This window comes from Maridesulfovibrio sp. FT414, from assembly GCF_050916235.1.
GTDB lineage: Bacteria > Desulfobacterota > Desulfovibrionia > Desulfovibrionales > Desulfovibrionaceae > Maridesulfovibrio.
In genome coordinates this window covers 2,492,501-2,511,908 of record NZ_CP104854.1, presented here as the reverse complement: position 1 = coordinate 2,511,908, position 19,408 = coordinate 2,492,501, and the positions used below count along the sequence as shown (strand labels likewise).

The 19,408-nt window shown below is 49.3% G+C and carries 13 protein-coding genes and 2 rRNA genes (1 of these 15 only partly in view); 8 read left to right on the top strand and 7 right to left on the bottom strand.

Translation table 11 applies throughout. The features are described from left to right. Positions 1 to 145: 145 nt before the first annotated feature. The 4 genes from N7E73_RS11085 (at position 146) to N7E73_RS11070 (ending at position 7,003) form a co-directional block, all read left to right on the top strand. Positions 146 to 745: a TIGR00730 family Rossman fold protein gene (locus tag N7E73_RS11085; RefSeq protein ID WP_432734814.1), complete on the top strand. Its 600-nt coding sequence runs from the start codon at positions 146 to 148 to the stop codon at positions 743 to 745. 274 nt (positions 746 to 1,019) lie between these two features. Further along, positions 1,020 to 2,219: an ornithine--oxo-acid transaminase gene (rocD, locus tag N7E73_RS11080; protein WP_432734812.1), complete on the top strand. Its 1,200-nt coding sequence runs from the start codon at positions 1,020 to 1,022 to the stop codon at positions 2,217 to 2,219. A gap of 150 nt (positions 2,220 to 2,369) precedes the next feature. Next, complete coding sequence (locus N7E73_RS11075) at positions 2,370 to 6,500, top strand: two-component regulator propeller domain-containing protein (RefSeq protein WP_432734810.1); 4,131 nt, start codon at positions 2,370 to 2,372, stop codon at positions 6,498 to 6,500. Continuing rightward, complete coding sequence (locus N7E73_RS11070) at positions 6,497 to 7,003, top strand: DUF2269 family protein (protein ID WP_432734807.1); 507 nt, start codon at positions 6,497 to 6,499, stop codon at positions 7,001 to 7,003. Before N7E73_RS11075 ends, N7E73_RS11070 begins: the two co-directional genes overlap by 4 nt. A 134-nt stretch (positions 7,004 to 7,137) precedes the next feature. Here the strand turns inward: N7E73_RS11070 and N7E73_RS11065 are convergent, their stop codons facing one another. Beyond that, the gene (locus N7E73_RS11065) at positions 7,138 to 8,727 is read right to left on the bottom strand and encodes a response regulator (protein ID WP_432734805.1); all 1,590 of its coding nucleotides are present in this window, start codon (positions 8,725 to 8,727) and stop codon (positions 7,138 to 7,140) included. A gap of 32 nt (positions 8,728 to 8,759) precedes the next feature. After that, positions 8,760 to 9,221 carry a chemotaxis protein CheX gene (locus N7E73_RS11060; RefSeq protein WP_432734803.1) on the bottom strand — a complete coding sequence of 154 codons (462 nt, stop codon included), beginning with the start codon at positions 9,219 to 9,221 and terminating at the stop codon, positions 8,760 to 8,762. 309 nt (positions 9,222 to 9,530) lie between these two features. Between N7E73_RS11060 and N7E73_RS11055 the strand changes: the two genes are divergently transcribed. Together N7E73_RS11055 and N7E73_RS11050 are read left to right on the top strand one after the other, a co-directional pair. Beyond that, positions 9,531 to 10,772, top strand: a complete 1,242-nt coding sequence (locus N7E73_RS11055) for a NupC/NupG family nucleoside CNT transporter (protein WP_432734801.1) — start codon at positions 9,531 to 9,533, stop codon at positions 10,770 to 10,772. Positions 10,773 to 10,785: 13 nt separating this feature from the next. After that, complete coding sequence (locus tag N7E73_RS11050) at positions 10,786 to 12,531, top strand: chloride channel protein (RefSeq protein WP_432734799.1); 1,746 nt, start codon at positions 10,786 to 10,788, stop codon at positions 12,529 to 12,531. On the opposite strand, the gene N7E73_RS11045 is transcribed toward N7E73_RS11050, so the two are convergent. Beyond that, on the bottom strand, positions 12,528 to 13,295 hold the full coding sequence (locus tag N7E73_RS11045; protein WP_432734797.1) for a substrate-binding periplasmic protein: 768 nt from the start codon (positions 13,293 to 13,295) through the stop codon (positions 12,528 to 12,530). The genes N7E73_RS11050 and N7E73_RS11045 overlap by 4 nt on opposite strands. Then, complete coding sequence (locus N7E73_RS11040) at positions 13,288 to 13,476, bottom strand: hypothetical protein (protein WP_432734795.1); 189 nt, start codon at positions 13,474 to 13,476, stop codon at positions 13,288 to 13,290. The genes N7E73_RS11045 and N7E73_RS11040 overlap by 8 nt, the downstream gene beginning before the upstream one ends. A gap of 285 nt (positions 13,477 to 13,761) precedes the next feature. Here N7E73_RS11040 and N7E73_RS11035 point away from each other — a divergent pair, with 285 nt between their 5' ends. Further along, the gene (locus N7E73_RS11035; protein ID WP_432734793.1) at positions 13,762 to 14,826 is read left to right on the top strand and encodes an HD-GYP domain-containing protein; all 1,065 of its coding nucleotides are present in this window, start codon (positions 13,762 to 13,764) and stop codon (positions 14,824 to 14,826) included. A gap of 134 nt (positions 14,827 to 14,960) precedes the next feature. Here the strand turns inward: N7E73_RS11035 and N7E73_RS11030 are convergent, their stop codons facing one another. Beyond that, positions 14,961 to 15,926, bottom strand: a complete 966-nt coding sequence (locus N7E73_RS11030; protein ID WP_432734791.1) for an AEC family transporter — start codon at positions 15,924 to 15,926, stop codon at positions 14,961 to 14,963. 141 nt (positions 15,927 to 16,067) lie between these two features. On the opposite strand from N7E73_RS11030, the gene N7E73_RS11025 reads away from it, so the two are divergent. Beyond that, positions 16,068 to 16,634 (top strand): hypothetical protein, encoded by a 567-nt coding sequence (locus N7E73_RS11025; protein WP_432734789.1) that lies wholly within the window; start codon positions 16,068 to 16,070, stop codon positions 16,632 to 16,634. 172 nt (positions 16,635 to 16,806) lie between these two features. On the opposite strand, the gene rrf is transcribed toward N7E73_RS11025, so the two are convergent. Beyond that, positions 16,807 to 16,921, bottom strand: a 5S ribosomal RNA gene (rrf, locus tag N7E73_RS11020). Positions 16,922 to 17,017: 96 nt separating this feature from the next. Continuing rightward, positions 17,018 to 19,408: ribosomal RNA gene (locus tag N7E73_RS11015) — 23S ribosomal RNA — on the bottom strand (it continues 542 nt past the right edge of the window).

Genomic DNA, 19,408 nt, shown 5'->3' with positions numbered 1-19,408 from the left:
TACATATTAAGGAATGCTACAAATGAAATAAGCTTGCCAGGCAACAGATATGCTGAAATTTGCAGTACAACGAACTATGGACTATAACACCTCAACAACACCAATTGTGTACAAGAGCTAACAGCCTCAGACAGGAGAATAACCAGTGAAAAGTATATGTATATTTCTGGGAGCCAACCCCGGAAATGACCCTAAATACGCCGCGGCGGCCCGAAATATGGGCAGAGAACTCGCCAGCCGCAAGATCAGAACCGTATATGGCGGCTCCAACATGGGACTGATGGGGATTCTGGCTGAAAGCGCCCTTGAAGCAGGCGGCGAAGTAGTCGGAGTCATTCCAGAAAGCCTTGTGAAAAAAGAAGTTGCACACTTCGGGCTGACCGAGCTGCATGTGACTGACTCCATGCATGAGCGCAAGGCACTCATGGCCGAGCTTTCGGACGGATTTATAGCTCTTCCGGGCGGCATTGGAACCATGGATGAAATATTTGAGATTTTCACCTGGGCCCAATTGGGATTCCATTCCAAACCCTGCGGACTGCTTAATATTGACGGATACTATGACCGCCTCATGCATTTCCTGAACGGGGTGGTAGAGGAAGGATTTCTGCGCGAGGCCCACAAGGACATGCTCATCTCCGCTGACACTCCTGCCGGGATTATTGAAGCTTTCCATGGCTATGTTGCACCGACGCTCAGCAAGTGGACAGAAAAAGGCCCTGAGCACTCCATAAAACGCCAGTAGGGACAACCCTCGACATTTGACGGAACAGTTAAGATAAAGATCACATCCGCCCTGCGGGAAAAGCAACAACTCCGCCACAGCAGAACTTAATCCTGTCTGCGCATACAGTTTAGCCCCCATCATGAAAATATGATGGGGGCTTTTTTAATCCTTCAGAAAACTGAATAAGGGCAGCGGCAGAATATATTCTCCCAAAGCACATGTAATAAGCTGGAAAAAGGGAACAAACTATAGTAACATTCCATACAAAACACATTACCGGAGATGGATAGTCATGCAGCAGTCCGATTACATCAAGCTCGAGGAGAAATACGGTGCCCACAACTACAAACCATTGGACGTAGTTATTGAACGTGGAGAAGGAGTCTGGGTCTGGGATGTTGACGGCAACAAATACATGGACTGTCTGTCGGCCTACTCCGCAGTAAATCAGGGGCACTGCCATCCACGCATAAGGCAGGCCATGATTGACCAACTGCAAAAGCTGACCCTGACCTCAAGGGCATTCAGAAACGACCAGTTGGGACTTTTCTATGAAGAATTATGCGCCCTGACCAATTCCCATAAGGTTCTGCCCATGAACAGCGGAGCTGAAGCCGTGGAAACGGCCATCAAAGCCGTGCGCAAATGGGGCTACGAAGTCAAGGGAGTTCCGGAAGACAGGGCCGAAATCATTGTCTGCGGAGACAACTTTCACGGGAGAACCATCTCCATTGTAAGCTTTTCCACTGACCTTGGGTCCCGGCGGGGATTCGGTCCATTCACCCCCGGTTTCAAGATCATTCCCTTCGGAAATGCCGGCGCCCTTGAAGCAACAATCACCCCGAATACAGTGGCCTTTCTGGTGGAACCAATTCAGGGAGAAGCAGGGGTGATCATTCCTCCGGAAGGATACCTGAAAGAAGTTCGCGAAATTTGCACTGCCAACAACATCACGCTGATACTTGATGAAATTCAGACCGGGCTGGGGAGGACTGGAAAACTGCTGGCCGAAGAGCATGAAGGAATAGAGGCGGACATTACCCTTGTGGGCAAAGCCCTTTCCGGAGGCTTTTATCCGGTTTCGGCAGTGCTCTCCAACACGGAAGTACTCGGAGTACTGCGCCCGGGAGAGCACGGATCCACTTTCGGGGGCAATCCGCTGGCCTGCGCTGTAGCAAGAGAGGCAATTAAAGTTCTCGTGGAGGAAAACCTGATCGTGAATGCTGCAGACATGGGACAAAGATTTCTTGCAGGTCTCGAACGCATAAAAAACAGCAAGATAAAGGAAGTTCGGGGGCGGGGGCTGCTTATTGCCGTAGAATTCAAACCATCAGCCGGAGGAGCAAGGAAATATTGTGAACAGCTTAAAGAGAACGGTCTGCTCTGCAAGGAAACCCACGACAACATAATAAGGTTCGCACCGCCGCTGGTAATTAATTCTGAACAGGTTGACTGGGCACTGGACAGAATCTCTGAATCATTATCCAGCTAATAAGGGAAGACTGATGATGATTTATAATGTATATGATCGTTGCTGTATGCTATCTTGCATGATCTCCATATTGTCATAGATTAAATCTGAAACATTCTGCATCAATGCTGAATGGCTCTTCTGAAACCGCAGCCAGCGACGGACAGACCTATGCATGGTAAAAAATACTTTTTACAGATCATTAGTACACTTGTACTGGCTATTTTTCTTGGAACAGTCCAGCAGGTCTGGGCATTTCAGAAAGAACTGCGTTTTCAGAGATTTTCCCTCAACGAGGGGCTTTCGCAATCCTCTCTGCTGTGCATGCTTCAGGACTCACGGGGATTCATGTGGTTCGGAACCTATGACGGCCTGAACCGCTACGACGGAAGACACATAAAGATCTACACTAACACAAAATCCCCGGACTCTCTGTCCGACAGCAATATCCGCGCCCTGTATGAAGACAGTACCGGGCTTTTATGGGTAGGCACCAAAGACGGCGGACTCAACTACTACCACCGCGCAACTGACACCTTCCGCAATTTCATTCCTGAAAAGGATAACCCTGATTCCATATCCGGCAAGAATGTGAGCTGCATCTATGAAGACTCAAAAGGACGCCTGTGGGTCGGTACGCACAGCGGTCTCAACATTTATGACCGGGCCAGCGGCAGATTCAGGAAATTCGAAAACTCCGACTCCCCTGACAGCATCAGCCACAATGAAATACGTACCATCTTCGAAGATATGGACGGACGGATATGGGTCGGAACTGCAGCCGGACTTAACCTGTTCATGGAGAAAGATGGCTCTTTCAAACGGTACAATAACAACCCCAAGAGCGACACAACTATCTGTGACGACACCATTCTCTGCTTCTTCCAGAAGAACAAAGGGGAACTCTGGATAGGAACCAAAAAAGGCATCTCGATCCACAACCCGGAAACAGACAGCTTTAAAACGTTGTTCCGTTCGCTTGAAATAAACGACATCTATGAGGACGGATCAGGGAACCTCTGGCTGGGCACACTTGAAGGGCTCGCCAGAAGATACCCGGAAACGGCAGGGCTGGCTCCCGAGGAAATGCGTTTTGCCTTTTTCAAGAACAACCAGCTTGATCCTTACAGCCTGAGTGATAACAAAGTCACCAGCATCCTCGAAGACCAGTCCGGCGTTCTGTGGGTGGGGACTTACGCAGACGGCCTGAGTATACTTACGCCCAAAATGCAGGCTTTCGGGCTGGTAAACCGCCAGCCGTGGAAGGACAACACCATACCGGGACAGGAAGTAAGCGCTCTCCTCGAGGACAGCGAAGGACTTGTCTGGATCGGAACCTACAAGAACGGACTGAGCATATATAACCCCAAAAGCGGGGAATACAGAAACTACAGCAAAAAATCTGCAGCCCCATGGAATCTCAGCGGAGACCGGATCAACTGTCTTTTTCAGGATTCACAGGGACTGGTCTGGGTGGGAACCCGCAAAAGCGGCATTTTCGTTGTGGACAAGGATAAAGGGGTCGTCGCCCGATACCGCCGGGACAAGAAAAACAAACGTTCCCTGAGTCAGGACAATGTCTGGTGGATATACGAAGGAAGCCAGGGCTACATATGGGTAGGGACCAGTAAAAAGGGCCTCAACAGACTGGACAGGAAGACCGGAGAGTTCAAACACTACACCCCGGATCCGGATATACCCGGCAGCATACAGCACAGCCGCGTCCGCAATATTTTCGAGGACAGCAACCATAATTTCTGGGTCTGCACCAATGAGGGGCTGGCCCTTATGGACCGCGAAAAAGGCACATTCAAGCACTTTAAACATGATCCTGAAAACCCCGCCTCCATTTCAAACAACCGGGTAACCCCCATTGCTGAAGCTGCTGACGGCTCCCTTTGGGTAGGAACGGACAAAGGTCTTAACAGATTTGACCCCGTCTCCGGTACTTTCACCCGCTACATGGAAAAAGACGGCCTGGCCAATGACGGCATTCAGGGACTTTGTCTGGACAGCGAGGGCAAGGTCTGGGTCTCCACATTCAAGGGAATTTCAACCCTCGACCCCGTATCCGGTAAAATTTGGAATTTCGGACTTTCCGACGGCCTGCAAGGTATTGAGTACTGGATCAACTCCTATAACAGAGGTCAGAGCGGCATGATTTATTTCGGTGGCCTGAAGGGGATGAACATGTTCGATCCCCGGGACATCAAAATCAACCCCACTCCACCCCCTGTGGTCATAACCGGACTTAATATCATGAACTCTCCGGCGCAGCTGGGCGCCAATATTTCCGAAACAAAGGAAATAACCCTGTCATGGAAAGACTCCATGTTCACCTTCGCGTTTGCAGCTCTTGATTATCAGAACCCGAGGCTGAACCAATACAAATACAGACTTGAAGGATTTCACAACGAATGGATCGATGCTTCCGCCGAGGCGACCGCAACCTTCACCAACTTCGACCATGGCCGGTATATTTTCAGGGTAATCGCATCAAACAGTGACGGAGTTTGGAACGATACCGGCACCAGCGTAAAAATAAGAATAATTCCACCATTCTGGAAAACATGGTGGTTCATAAGCCTTGCAGTACTTACTCTGACGACAGTCGTAATCATCATCGTGCAATTGCGGTTCAGGGCAATCCGCCAGAAAGGAGAAGAACTCGCCAAACTGGTTGATGAGAAAACAGCCGACCTCAACGAGGAGATTCAGGAACACAAGAAAACTGAAGAGCAGCTGGAACAGGCCATCATCCGTGCGGAAGAGGCCAACGAAGCGAAAAGCGCTTTTCTTGCAAGCATGAGCCATGAGATAAGGACTCCCTTAAACTCCATCATCGGCGTGGCAGACCTGCTCAAGAACACTCCCATGTCCGAGGAGCAGGCCGAATACGTGAATATATTCGAATCATCGGGCGAAATCCTGCTCTCGATCATAAACGACATTCTCGATTTCTCAAAAATCGAAGCCAACCACGTAACACTTGAAACCATACCGGTCGACCTGTTGCAGGAAGTTGAATCAATCATCGGCCTCCAGACAACTGCGGCGGTGATCCGCAACATTGAACTTATCTGCAGAATCAAGCCGGATGTACCTGAATTCGTACTCGGCGATCCGACAAGGCTACGCCAGATTCTGCTCAATATCCTGTCCAATGCCGTAAAATTCACTTCCTGCGGGGAAGTGGGAATTACGGTAGAGCGCAGCGTTGAACGCGGTTCCGATGACATCTCGTTCATCATATCCGACACCGGCATAGGAATTTCACCGGATAAGCTTGAGGCCATCTTCGCACCTTTTTCCCAGGCCGACAGTTCAACAACCAGAAAGTTCGGGGGCTCGGGACTGGGCCTGTCCATCAGTAAAAAACTGACCGAACTCATGGGAGGGACCATCAGTGCCACCAGCATTCCGGGAAAGGGAAGTACCTTCACGATAACCCTGCCGCTTCCTCGTGATCCGGTTTCAGTCGAACAGCAACAACCTGACCTTGGATATGCCAGAATACTTGTTGCTGCGGTCAATCAGGCAACCTTGAATTCAATCTGTGAAACGTTGAATTACTTCAAATCAGATACAGCGCCATGTTCAAACGTGGAATCCCTGAAGGCACTGCTGAAGCATCCGGGAGAGGCAGGATACGACCTGCTTGTTTATGATCTGAACTTTAATGGAGGATCTGGGCTTGCCCTTCTTGAATCCTTCCGCAAGGAAGGGATCAAGCTTCCCCCGGTGTTAATGCTCCAGAGAGGTGCGAGCTTTGACCTTTCCCTGCTTGACCGGGGAATTGCTGGACAGGGGCTGACCCTGCCACCTACACGCAGACAACTGCTGAGAAGCTGCATGAGCCTGCTCGGCATAAAGACTGGCAAGACCAATGGAACAGCCAAGAAGAATCTGCCGGAGCTCCCACCGCTGAAGATCATGCTTGCTGAAGACAACACCCCCAACCGGGAACTGATCAGGCATTTTATCAAGCACACTGAGACTTCCCTGATTATGGCAACCAACGGTCAGGAAGCTTTGAGGCTGGCCCAGAATGAGACGTTCGATCTTATTCTCATGGACATGGAAATGCCTGTTATGGACGGCTACGAGTTCCTGCGCAGATTCCGCGAAATGGAAGCAACCCTGCGCAGAAAGCGTACTGCTGTAATAGCACTGACAGCGCACGCCTCCTCGGATTTCAGACAGAAATGCATTGAGGCCGGAGCAGATGAGTTCCTATCCAAACCCATAAAACAGAGAACCCTGCTGCAATCCATTCTGGACCTCTACAACAGGATGAAATGATGGAAAAACTCACTCCGACTCAGACCAAACTGGTCAGGGCCATACATATGCTCAGTGCCTGCCTCTGGGGCGGAGGAGCCTTTTCCATGGTCCTGCTGCACAGCATGTTCACCCCCGTATCCGGAGAAGCGCTGTTCGGGCGCGACATATGCCTCAAGATCATTGATCAGTATGTTGTAACCGCCGGAGCCATCGGCTGTCTGGTAAGCGGACTGATCTTCGCCCTGAAAAGCAACTGGGGGTTCTTTAAATTCAAATGGCTAATCGTAAAGTGGGCCGTAAACATCGGCTTTATTGTTTTCGGTTTTCTTTTTTACATGCCCTGGCTGGAGCAGATGAGCGAACTATCCGGCAACGCAAAAGAAATGATCCTGCAGACCCCGGAATATCTGCGTAGCCAGATGCTCAATGAAATCACTGCAGCAGCTCTCTTCGGATGCCTGCTGCTGGTGGTATGGATTTCCATCTTCAAGCCGTGGGGCAGGACCTCCATAAAATTTTAGACAGAGTTCACTACAGCAAAAACTTTCACCCCATCCGTTGGACAGGGGGATGTCAAATAACAGCTTCGACCAAAAAAGGCCGTGCAACCGGAGTATTCCCGACTGCACGGCCTGAGTTCTTTTACTCAATCAGACTAGTCCATGAATTCAGCTATCTTTGCCTTCAACTGATCGGCAGTGAAAGGCTTGGTTATGAAATCATTCACCCCGGTTTTACGGGCCAGATCCTGCTGGGAGTATTCCGACTCGGTAGTAACCATGATGACAGGAACGGCTTCGAAACCATTGGTCTGGCGAAGCTTGGACACAAATTCCATACCGTCCATCACAGGCATGTTCATGTCAGAGATGATTACGTCGAAAATCTCTCCGCTTTCCACATACCCGTAAGCTTCCTGACCGTTCTCGGCAACTGTGGGCTCGTAACCTGCTCCGGTAAGAATGCTGCGATACAGGGCAAGCATGGACTTTGAATCATCAACGGCAAGAGCCCTGCGCCCGCTGCCGACCGCCCTTTCCGGCAGTCTGGCAATATCCGCCTCGGCTTCAGCACCGCCCATTTCACGAAGCTTGTCACGGAAAGCATCATGCACAACATGGTCTTTTGAGGCCGCAATGGCATTCATGAGAAAACGCCCGATCTTGCCCTCGGTGTAAAGGCCTCCGAAAATATTTACTGCCCTTGCGGTAACTATGGCCCGCAGGATTTTTCCGCCCTTGCTGCCGCCGGCACCGATCATCTCGACAAGCTTCCTGATCACCCCGGCATTGACCAGAGAATCAAGGCCGGTAACGACTGCAACAGTAATCAGCTCATCTTCATCATCAAGCCCGTCGATAAGGCTGATGACACCCTTCATGGTTCCGATTCTGCCGATGGCTTCGTATATGGCGTACTTTACGCTTGAATCATCGGAGTAGCCCTTTTCAAGAGCGTCCATAAGCACATCAAGGCCTTCCTTATCACCAATAAACCCAAGCACGTTGGCGGCAAGAATCATGTCGTCCTTACCGGCACCCGGTGCAATACCTTTTTTGATGTAGGGAACAGCCGCAGCACCAAGGGAAGTAAGAGAATCCGTTACAACCCTACGCACCGTGGGGTTGCGGTGATGCAGGTTCTCGACAATAAAGCTCAAGGACTCTTCCGTACCGATGGAAGCCAGAGCCTCAACGGCTTTCCAGGTGGTGAGGTCGCACACCTCGAAATTTCCGTCTTCGTTGTTGCGCTCCACAAAAGCCTTAAGCCCGCTGATGGAACCTTCATCCTTGAGTTCGCCGATCATTTCAATCGACATAACAGCAATCAGATCATCGCTGTTGCTCAGGTTGGCGCGGTAAAGCTCAAGTGCTTCCTCGCCGCCGATCTTGGAAAGAGATGTCAGAACCTCAAAAAGCAGATCAGCATCCGACACTCCGTCCGCCATCCTGAGCATTGCCGGGACTGCATTCTTGAACCTGAATTCCCCGCAGACCCTGATGCAAAGAATACGCAATTTCTCATCTTCTGTTTCCAAAAGCCTCACCGCACTGGCTTCATCCGCGGAAAGCACGCCGTTCAATGCGGTTACAACCATATAATCAACAGAAGTGTCATCAAGGGGATTTTTGAACAGTTCAAGCAGGTCATCAAGCTCCGCAACATCCTTCCCCGTAGCTATTTCATTCAGAATGCTGATTTTGTCCAAAAATGATTTGTCCCTGAATCCCGTTAAAATAGACATATCATAAACTCACTTTATGTATTGAAATTTAACTACTTTTCAAAGCAGAACTCAATTGTGAACTCCCCGGAATCAGTGGTGAAGGGGATCGCCATGATCGGGCTTGTGGCTATATGGGTGATCGAATGGTTGTCCCCCATGATAACCGAAGGAGTGGACCCGGAAAAAACCAGTCCCTGCTCAGCGAGGCCGGCACGAGCCTGTCCGGAAACCATGTTGACGATTTCCCCGACAGCATCCTGCACATCCTGCAGAATATCCTGTATATCGTCTCCAAGCATATTCTTGACAATAGCGATGGCACACCCCTTGGTGAAGGTTATTGATATTGTCCCATTCATATCGCCGGTTATCCCGACAATCCCTGTTACATCGCCCGTGGCCGTATTGACTTTCTTTACATACGGCTTCCCCGGTTTAGGCGTAATCATTGCCATCATGGACAGGACGTCCACAGCAGCCTTGATAAACGGTTTGGCTAACTCCACATTCATATACAGACCCTTTCTCAGTCGTTCTCCCCAACCGGGGGTTACCCTCAATTAATCCGCATTATACATCAAAATTTTTTTTGAGATAATAGCTGCAAAAACAGAAAGGTTCAAGAAACTTAATTTTATTGTCCACTTTTTTTGAATCATCTGCATATTTATAATACAATGGAAGCAACCATGCCCCAAATAAAACCGACAAAGCGCAGCATCCTTACTGCTGAGCACTGTTGCATGCACAAAGACTATGGTGTAACTACCCTGATATAAATACAAATATAGTATTGCCAAACAACCTGAAAAGGAAATGAGATGATCCAAAGCGCATTCGGACTCCTGGGCCTTATGGTCGTTGCCTGGTTGTTCAGTGAAGATAAAAAGAACGTAAGTGTCCGCAACATCCTTACCGGGATAGGTCTGCAGCTGACTATTGCCGGACTAATGCTTAAAGTTCCGGCTTTCAGCAATGCCATGCTCTATCTGAACCACGCTGTTGATGCCCTGCAGGAAGCAACCACAGCAGGAACAAGCTTTATCTTCGGCTACATAGGTGGAGGTCCGCTGCCATTCGCCGAGACCTCCCCCGGAGCAAGCTGGACTCTGGCTTTCCGAGCCCTCCCGCTTATCCTTGTGGTTAGTGCGCTATCCGCCCTGCTGTTCTACTGGCGGATAATTCCTGTTGTGGTCCGTGCCTTCTCCATAGTGCTGCAAAAAACCATGAATATAGGGGGAGCACTGGGCCTGGGGGTGGCCTCAAATATCTTCGTGGGGATGGTTGAAGCGCCTATCATCATATCCCCATACGTAAACAGAATGACCCGCAGCGAGCTGATGACGCTTATGATCAGCGGCATGGCCACTATCTCCGGAACCGTACTTGTCCTTTACGCAAGCATACTCACCCCGGTTCTGCCCGGTGCAATCGGACATATACTTACCGCATCGATAATCAGTGCCCCGGCGGCTATTCTCATTTCCAGACTGATGGTCCCTGAAAACACTGAAATATCCGAAGACGACAAGCTGAACATCAGCTACCCGGCATCCAGCTCCATGGATGCCATTGTGAGGGGAACATCGGACGGTGTCAGCCTGCTTATCAATGTAGTTGCCCTGCTGCTGGTTCTTGTCGCACTGGTAGCTCTTGCCAACCAGATACTGGGATTCCTGCCGGACGCATTCGGCGAACCGCTTACCCTGCAACGGATTCTTGGCTTCATCATGTGGCCCATTGTCTGGCTTATGGGCATCCCGGCCGGAGAAGCCTTTACCGCCTCCTCGCTCATGGGAACCAAAACTATTTTGAACGAATTTCTGGCCTACCTGCAACTGGCCGGTCTCCCTGCCGGGACCCTTTCCCCGCGTTCAACCATGATCATGACTTACGCCATGTGCGGATTTGCAAACCTTGGAAGTCTCGGCATACTTATTGGAGGTATGATCACTCTGGCGCCTTCACGCAAGGCTGAAATAGTGGAATTAGGGGCACGCTCGGTTATTGGCGGAACTCTGGCCACATGCATGACCGGAGCAATCGTAGGCATCCTTTATTAACCCGGTAAACGATATGATCAACCTGACAGGCAACCACTCCCCCGCAGTTCTGAAGGCCTTCCTGCACAAACGGCCTCCCTCCAAGAATGCGCTGCTGATACTTGCCGCGACGCTGGTCGGAACCTGTTCTGCTCTGGCGGCGGTTGCCCTGAACAAGTCGCTGGACTATCTTGCAACCCTGCGAATTACCCACTCAGATCACTGGTGGATATTCATCCTTCCGGCAGTCGGGGCTGCTGCGGCTGTATTTCTGAGCCGCAATATTCTGAACGAAACCGGAGGACACGGAGTCGGAGAAGTCATTGCGAAAGTCGGACTCAAACAGGGCATCCTGCGTCCTGTATCGATTGTAAGTTCTCTGGCCACCAGTCTTCTGACCATTGCCAGCGGAGGCTCGGCAGGACCTGAAGCCCCGGTTGTAGTCAGCGGATCTTCAATGGGATCCAATCTTTCCCGCCTGCTTAAAATGAGCGGTCAGTCCAGAATGACCCTGATCGGGTGCGGCGCGGCGGGATCGATTTCCGCAATATTCAACGCCCCGGTGACCGGAATGATCTTCGCGGTTGAAATTATCCTCGGGGAATGGACGCCATATCACCTGATCCCTATCGCCATTTCATCGGTTGTTGCTACCCAGACGTCACGGCTGCTGCAGGGTAACGTAATCCCCTTCAATCAGGATTTCCCGCCAATGAGTTTCACCGATCTGGGGATTTCAATCCTGCTGGCGCTGTTCTCCGCCCTTGTTTCGGTTGCGTTCGTGAGGTCCATCAGGCAGATCGGATCAATCAGTTCCTCCTTTTCCGTTGTTCCGTGGATTAAAGCCGGAGCAGGAGGGTTATGCGTGGGACTGATAGGGCTCGCCTTTCCTTATGCTCTAGGCGAGGGATACAACTCCATCAGGATGGCAATCCACGGGACCCTGCCCACAGGCTTTACGATTGTCGCCCTGATGCTTGTAACCAGAATAACAACAACCTCCCTGACACTGGGCAGCGGAGGACTTGGAGGGATCTTCGCCCCCTGCCTGGTCATCGGTTCCATTTTCGGAACACTGTTCTACAGAGCTGTGACAGGGGTAATTCCTCCTTCATGGCTTACCGGAGAAAGTTCCTATGCCCTGCTCGGCATGGCTGGAGTTGTAAGCGGTGTGATGCAGGCCCCGCTCACCAGTGTCTTTCTGGTTCTGGAAATTACAGGCGGGTATCATGCGGTAATGCACATCATGATCGTGACTTTCCTGAGTTCGATGCTGACTCACGCTTTTGAGCCTTCATCTTTCTATTTCAAGGACCTTGTGGAAAAAGGACAACTCCTGCGACCCAAGACAGATGCCAAAATACTTGCCGATATTGATCCGCAAGGCCTTGTGCACACGGAACTCACCGAAGTAAATCCGCAGATGCCGGTAAGCGAATTCCTGCACACCCTGACAAACACAACTCAGACCCATATCCCTATCATAGACGGAGACGGTAAATTTCTGGGCATGGTTGATGTCGTTTCTGCAAGATCTTCCATCCTTGACCCGGACAGGCAGGGCAGCAACATCGGTGAAGTGGCCATCGACCGCAATGCCCCCGCAATCGAGTTCGGCATGGGGGCAGAAGAAATTCTGGAAATTATGAACCGGAGCGGGAAAAGAACTCTACCCTATATGAAAGAAGGAAGCTTCCTCGGCTTCATAACCAAGGAAGACATACTCTCAGCCTACAGAGGCGAAATGAAGGCATACGGTTCCTGCGACAATCTTTTTTAACGCACGGAAACGCCATACCGGCCGGCGATTTCTTCTATTACCCCTTCCTCCTGCATCTTCCGGAGCGAGGCCTCCATTCCGTCAGCCTTGTGCATCAGCTTAGATTTTCTGGACACACCAATATAAACGGGCATCAATTTTGGTGCATATGTAAACATGCAGCTCCTGATTCTGTCCTGCACGCCAAGCTCCTTGAGGTAATATTCACCCGAGGCTCCTGAACAGATTGTGACATCAACGTATCCATCGGCAAGAGCCCGGAAGGCCTCCTTCTGCGAACCATACTCAACCTTAACCATCCGGTCATCCAGATCAAAGGTAGGAAAATATCGGGCTCCCTTGCTGACCGCCACTCTACGCCCGGCGATATCGATATACCTTTTTACACAAATCCCTGATTTCTTGAGTACATAAAATTTAACGGTTGATTTGGTTCTGTACGGTGGTGAAATATACCTGATATATTTATTCCGGTCCTCTCTGAAAAGCAGGCACAGTGAAGCATCAATTTCCCCGGTCTTCATGCGGTCAAGAATCTCGCTGAACTCAAGGGACACATACTCCGGATGAATCCCTATCCGGTCAAAAACAACATTTATCAATTCAAAATCAACACCGTTGATCCCTCCTTTACCGGCGGTTACCCACGGAGGGAAATGTGCAACCCCGACTTTAACAACTTCTCCAGCCTCAGCTTCCGGCTGAATGTCTCCAAGTAAAAAAATCCCGGTAATGATGAGGAGACACAACATGGTTCTATGCATGATCTTTTTCCGAACCCTCTGTTTCTTTATTCACAACTGCACCTTCCCTGACATATTTATCTCTCACCAAGGAATCGGCAACCTGCCCCATGACTCTCTCAAGTTCAGCTTTCATTACAGAATCACCATCCAGGATCTCTTTTGAGCTGCTCATAAATTTATCAGAAATCCTATTTACCATTATCTCTCACCGCTTTCATTATTACATTCAACCCACATTACTAACCGGTAATTCCAATTCAATTCCACATCTTATCACTTAAAAAAACTACACTATTCTGCGAACCAGCTCAAGACAAATTAGACCGCAAATAAGCGTCTGAATACATTTCCGTTTATCCCTCCAAGAGAGCAAGAACCTCATGCAAAACGGCTAACCGCATTTACTTTTTTGTTTTTTTTGTATAACTTGATTCATATTTCCATAGAAACAACTTAATATAAGTTATGCTTAAAGGATACCGGAATGGGAAACGACACCCCAGCACAAGACATTGGTTCTGAAGAGTACTTGCAAATCAGCAACAACATCATAAGCACCTTTGGAAACAGGCTCCCTGTTTCCCTGTGTATTTATGATGACGAAATGGAGCGAGTTGTCCCGCTCTTCCCTAAGGAAACGAGACTCTCTGACAAAAAGCAGGATCAGATGAACAAATACTGTGCCGAGGGCAACCTGTTCATTTCAAAGACCGACTATGCCAAGCTGGCCGGGCATATCAGCAAGAACCTTGGTTCCTTACTGACCGAGCACTACCTGAATGAAGCTGATGCAGCCAAAATATTCTATCAGGGAGTCCTTGAAAAGGTTCGATCGTTTTACGACAACCCGGTTAATGAAACTCTTGAAGAGCTGAAATCAGTCCTTGCGATCTATTGTGAATACGTCTGGATTGATCCCAACCGATGGGTATACTTTTTCAATACACTCAGACGGGTACAAGACCTGTGCTGCCATGTTGTAAATACACTTTTTGTTGGCATGGCCATTTATCTTAAACAGGTACATAAGCCGGAAGAGAAACTTGATATGGGACCGATTTCTCTGGGGCTGGTGATTCACGATCTCGGCATGACCCAGATTCCGACAGCCCTGACAGGCAAGAAAGGACCTTTCCTGTACAAGGAAAGGATGCGTATGCAGGAGCATGTCGATATTGCAGAAAAAATGCTCAACCGGCTGGAGATTCACGATGAGCTGGTAAAGGCATGTGTAATGGATCACCACGAGCGTCTTGATGGCAGCGGATACCCAAAAGGCAGACGAGGAGATGCCATTCCGCTTGAAGCAAGAGTCTGCGCAATAGCAGATGCATTCTGTGGCATGATCTCTGACCGATGCCAGCGGTCCGCACTGAATCCTATTCTTGCGGCCATAATATTGACCGAGAGTAAAAAGAAATACGATTCCGCTCTGACGACCTCACTAATATCATTCATAATATCCAACAATCCAGAAATGAAAGCCCTGCTGCAAAACAAAGAGAAGATGCAGCAACTGCGAACCCTCGCCCTTCAGAAAATGGGCTGACCGGACCATGTGATAACAAAAGATTTTCATGCTCAATTGTCCTGAATCGGATTTAATAGCAAAAGGCCTTTCCAGCTAACTGGAAAGGCCTTTTGCTATTAAATCCATGAAACATGGCTTAGTGTATCATCCCACTATCCGGACACGATCGTTAGCCCGAATTGCTCGGCAATCATCAAAGTAAGCAGCATGGTAGGAATATATAAGAGCATCGAAACAAGTACGGTGGCAGAGGTCTCGGTTTCACAGGTTTTGTAGGACTCGGCCAAAACGCACGATAGGGCAGCAGTAGGCATGCCCGCAAGAAGAACGCCCATCAGCAGCAGAGGACCGGTTACACCGAAAAGCAGCAGACATCCAGTTGCCACTATGGGATGAATTACCAGTTTGAAGATATTGACCACCCCTAGGTTAAGAACCTTCATTGCCATCTTCTGTCTGGCAATCATTATCCCTATTGCGAACAAGGCACATGGGACAGAAGCAAGCCCAAAATTATGAAGACCGGTCTCAAGAAATACCGGCAACTTAAAGTGCAGAAGGGAAAAAACAGTTCCAGCTATGGATGCGCCGATCAGGGGAGTTTTGAGCATTGATAATGCAATCTGCCCCACCGTCCACAATACCGACTTTGATTTGTCCGCCCTGTGCAGCTCAAGCGTAGCAACGACCATAATGACAATCACAATCGGAAGAATGATCGCCAGCGTAGTCGCGATCAAAGCCTGTCTGCTGTTGCCATATAAGAACATCATAATCGGCAGCCCAAGATAGGCAGAGTTGGGGAAACTTCCCGAAGAAGCCCGAATCGCATCATTCGCATACGACTCCCGAAAAATAAATCTGGAAGTGAAAAACATCACCCAATAAGTGGCCATCATTGCTACAAGATAGCCGCCTATAAACCCGACCTGTGCTATTTCCTCAAACGGGGTACCAGCCAATGAACCGAAGAGTAACGCTGGCAGCGTAAAATAGTATACAAATCCGTTTAGAACGGTAGCCGAATTCTCCGGGAGAATCTCCCTACGGTATGAAACGGCCCCGGCCAGAATCATTAAAAACAAGGGAACAAGAGCGGAAAGAACAATTATCACCATGTAATAATACTCATGTTGAAAAATTAATTACGATACATTGCAAAAGAAGCAACACTTGGCCACACATAAAAAGCAGTAGACTTTTTTTTCTGAAATGAATTACTCTATAAGTGAAATATAATGCAAAAAGTGAGTCTGCATATGCGAAATGAAATCATACTGAAGAACACAACACGCCCGCTATTCATGGCACTTTGCATCATTGTAGCAACCATCGTGACCAGTGTAATATCAACTGGGTTTTCCTTTACTGCTCCAGAAATATTCCGCAACTACCTGCCTTTTATCATTATTGGAACAGGCGGAATAATTTTACTCTGGCAGCTTGTCTCATTGCAAAACAACGAGACATACCTTGAAACCAGTGACGACGGGCTCATGATCAACGGGTCCATCAGAAGATATATTCCTTGGACGAATGTCAGGGATATTCAAATTGATGATGCAATGCTGGCAAGTGTGCAAAATGACGTTGCCCAGCTTGCTGACCAGCGGACCCTCATTTTTATCGATTTGTATGATCCGCACAACGTATTTTTTGACAACATTTACCACAAGATCTCCGCCAAGTTTGAAAAACAGCTGAATGACCAGTTTTCTACCATTGGTAACAGAATACCTTTAAACCTCTACCTGATGACAGATCTGTCTCAGGAAACCATGTGCATGCTGTTGCGTAAGAGATGGCAGCGTGCGATCAATCGTTAAATTCTATTCTCGGCTTACCAGAAACCAACTCTACCCCAATCCCCCCAAAACAGCAAAAGCCCGCACATCTCCATGAATTGTAAGGGCTTTTAAAATTCGGTCGGGAAAACAAAAACGGGGCAAACGAAAAAGGCCCTTGAATGGGCAAGGGCCTTTTTTGGAAACAAAAAAGTCCTTGCGACGACCTACTTTCCCACCAGCTACCTGGCAGTATCATCGGCGATGGAGAGCTTAACTTCCGAGTTCGGAATGGGGTCGGGTGTGACCTCTCCTCAATGGTCGCAAGGACAAATATGTTGGTTGGGGTTTCCAACCGAAATATATGTCAGATAGGGGGTCCTTATAACCTTAACCGGTGGGGTTAAAGTTATAGGGAAGAGAAGAAAGATAAGTCGCACGATTTATTAGTACCGGTCAGCTGAATGTGTCACCACACTTACACCTCCGGCCTATCAACCAGGTGGTCTACCTGGAATCTTCAGATGCTGATGCATAGGGAGAACTAATCTCAAGGCAGGCTTCCCGCTTAGATGCTTTCAGCGGTTATCCCTTCCGAACATAGCTACCCTGCTATGCCGCTGGCGCGACAACAGGAACACCAGAGGTTCGTCCACCCCGGTCCTCTCGTACTAGGGGCAGACCCTTTTCAATTCTCCTACGCCCACGGTAGATAGGGACCAAACTGTCTCACGACGTTTTAAACCCAGCTCGCGTACCACTTTAATCGGCGAACAGCCGAACCCTTGGGACCTGCTTCAGCCCCAGGATGTGATGAGCCGACATCGAGGTGCCAAACCGCATCGTCGATGTGAACTCTTGGATGCGATCAGCCTGTTATCCCCGGCGTACCTTTTATCCTATGAGCGATGGCCCTTCCATGCGGGACCACCGGATCACTAAGACCAACTTTCGTTCCTGCTCGACATGTCTGTCTTACAGTCAAGCTCCCTTATGCCTTTGCACTCGACGGCTGGTTTCCAATCAGCCTGAGGGAACCTTTGCAAGCCTCCGTTACTCTTTGGGAGGCGACCGCCCCAGTCAAACTACCCACCAGACACTGTCTCCAAGCCGGATAACGGCGTTGGATTAGAATTCAAGACTATCAAGGGTGGTATTTCAAGGTTGGCTCCACCGACACTGGCGTGCCGGCTTCAAAGCCTCCCACCTATCCTACACATGATAGCCCTAAACCCAATGTCAAGCTATAGTAAAGGTGCACAGGGTCTTTCCGTCTTACCGCGGGTAACCGGCATTTTCACCGGTAATTCAATTTCACTGAGTCTCTGGTTGAGACAGTGGGGAGATCGTTACGCCATTCGTGCAGGTCGGAACTTACCCGACAAGGAATTTCGCTACCTTAGGACCGTTATAGTTACGGCCGCCGTTTACTGGGGCTTCAATTCGGAGCTTCGCTTGCGCTAACACCTCCTTTTAACCTTCCAGCACCGGGCAGGCGTCAGTCCCTATACATCGTCTTACGACTTAGCAGAGACCTATGTTTTTAGTAAACAGTCGCCCCCCCCGATTCTCTGCGGCTCTCGAAAGCTTAGAAAGTAAATCTCATCACTCTCAAGAGCATCCCTTCTCGCTAACTTACGGGATCATTTTGCCGAGTTCCTTAACCAGAGTTCTCTCAAGCGCCTTGGTCTACTCGACCCGACTACCTGTGTTGGTTTGCGGTACGGTCTATAAGTGCTAAACTTAGAAGCTTTTCTTGGCAGTCTGGAATTACTCACTTCAAACGTAAAGTTACGGCATCACATCTCGGCCGGAAGAGATACGGATTTGCCTGTATCTCAAGCCTACATGCTTACACCGGGACATCCAACACCCGGCTGAGCTATCCTTCTGCGTCCCTCCATCGCACACACTTACAGGTACGGGAATATTAACCCGTTTTCCATCGACTACGCCTTTCGGCCTCGCCTTAGGGACCGACTAACCCTGGGAAGATTAGCTTTACCCAGGAAACCTTAGTCTTACGGCGAACGAGTTTCTCACTCGTTTTATCGTTACTCATGCCAGCATAATCACTTCTCATTAGTCCAGCGAACCTTCCGATTCACCTTCATCCCATCTGAGAACGCTCTCCTACCGATGCGTCAAAGACGCATCCCGTAGCTTCGGTATCATGCTTAGCCCCGTTACATTTTCGGCGCAGAATCGTTAGACCAGTGAGCTATTACGCTTTCTTTAAAGGATGGCTGCTTCTAAGCCAACCTCCTGGCTGTCTATACAACTCCACCACCTTATCCACTGAGCATGAATTTGGGGACCTTAGCTGACGGTCTGGGCTGTTTCCCTTTCGACTACGGACCTTCGCACCCGCAGTCTGACTCCCAGGATATAACTTACGGCATTCGGAGTTTGATAAGGTTTGGTAATCTGGTGGGACCCCTAGCCTTGTCAGTGCTCTACCTCCGCAAGTAAACTCCTGAGGCTATACCTCAATATATTTCGGAGAGAACCAGCTATCACCGAGTTTGATTGGCCTTTCACCCCTATCCACAGGTCATCCGAGCAATTTTCAACTTGCAACGGTTCGGCCCTCCACTTGATTTTACTCAAGCTTCAGCCTGCCCATGGATAGATCACCCGGTTTCGGGTCTAATCCGCAGTACTTGTCGCCCTATTCAGACTCGCTTTCGCTACGGCTACACATCGCTGCTTAACCTTGCACTACAGATTAACTCACTGGCCCATTATGCAAAAGGCAAGCGGTCACGGAACAAGTCCGCTCCCACAGCTTGTAGGCAACTGGTTTCAGGTTCTAT

What these genes read in the sequence shown, in the direction of transcription:
- N7E73_RS11030 (WP_432734791.1), bottom strand. Translation starts at nt 15,926, where the DNA reads ATGGTGATAATTGTTCTTTCCGCTCTTGTTCCCTTGTTTTTAATGATT.
- N7E73_RS11035 (WP_432734793.1), top strand. Translation starts at nt 13,762, where the DNA reads ATGGGAAACGACACCCCAGCACAAGACATTGGTTCTGAAGAGTACTTG.
- N7E73_RS11045 (WP_432734797.1), bottom strand. Translation starts at nt 13,295, where the DNA reads ATGCATAGAACCATGTTGTGTCTCCTCATCATTACCGGGATTTTTTTA.
- N7E73_RS11070 (WP_432734807.1), top strand. Translation starts at nt 6,497, where the DNA reads ATGATGGAAAAACTCACTCCGACTCAGACCAAACTGGTCAGGGCCATA.
- N7E73_RS11075 (WP_432734810.1), top strand. Translation starts at nt 2,370, where the DNA reads ATGCATGGTAAAAAATACTTTTTACAGATCATTAGTACACTTGTACTG.
- N7E73_RS11050 (WP_432734799.1), top strand. Translation starts at nt 10,786, where the DNA reads ATGATCAACCTGACAGGCAACCACTCCCCCGCAGTTCTGAAGGCCTTC.
- rocD (WP_432734812.1), top strand. Translation starts at nt 1,020, where the DNA reads ATGCAGCAGTCCGATTACATCAAGCTCGAGGAGAAATACGGTGCCCAC.
- N7E73_RS11065 (WP_432734805.1), bottom strand. Translation starts at nt 8,727, where the DNA reads ATGTCTATTTTAACGGGATTCAGGGACAAATCATTTTTGGACAAAATC.
- N7E73_RS11055 (WP_432734801.1), top strand. Translation starts at nt 9,531, where the DNA reads ATGATCCAAAGCGCATTCGGACTCCTGGGCCTTATGGTCGTTGCCTGG.
- N7E73_RS11040 (WP_432734795.1), bottom strand. Translation starts at nt 13,476, where the DNA reads ATGGTAAATAGGATTTCTGATAAATTTATGAGCAGCTCAAAAGAGATC.
- N7E73_RS11025 (WP_432734789.1), top strand. Translation starts at nt 16,068, where the DNA reads ATGCGAAATGAAATCATACTGAAGAACACAACACGCCCGCTATTCATG.
- N7E73_RS11060 (WP_432734803.1), bottom strand. Translation starts at nt 9,221, where the DNA reads ATGAATGTGGAGTTAGCCAAACCGTTTATCAAGGCTGCTGTGGACGTC.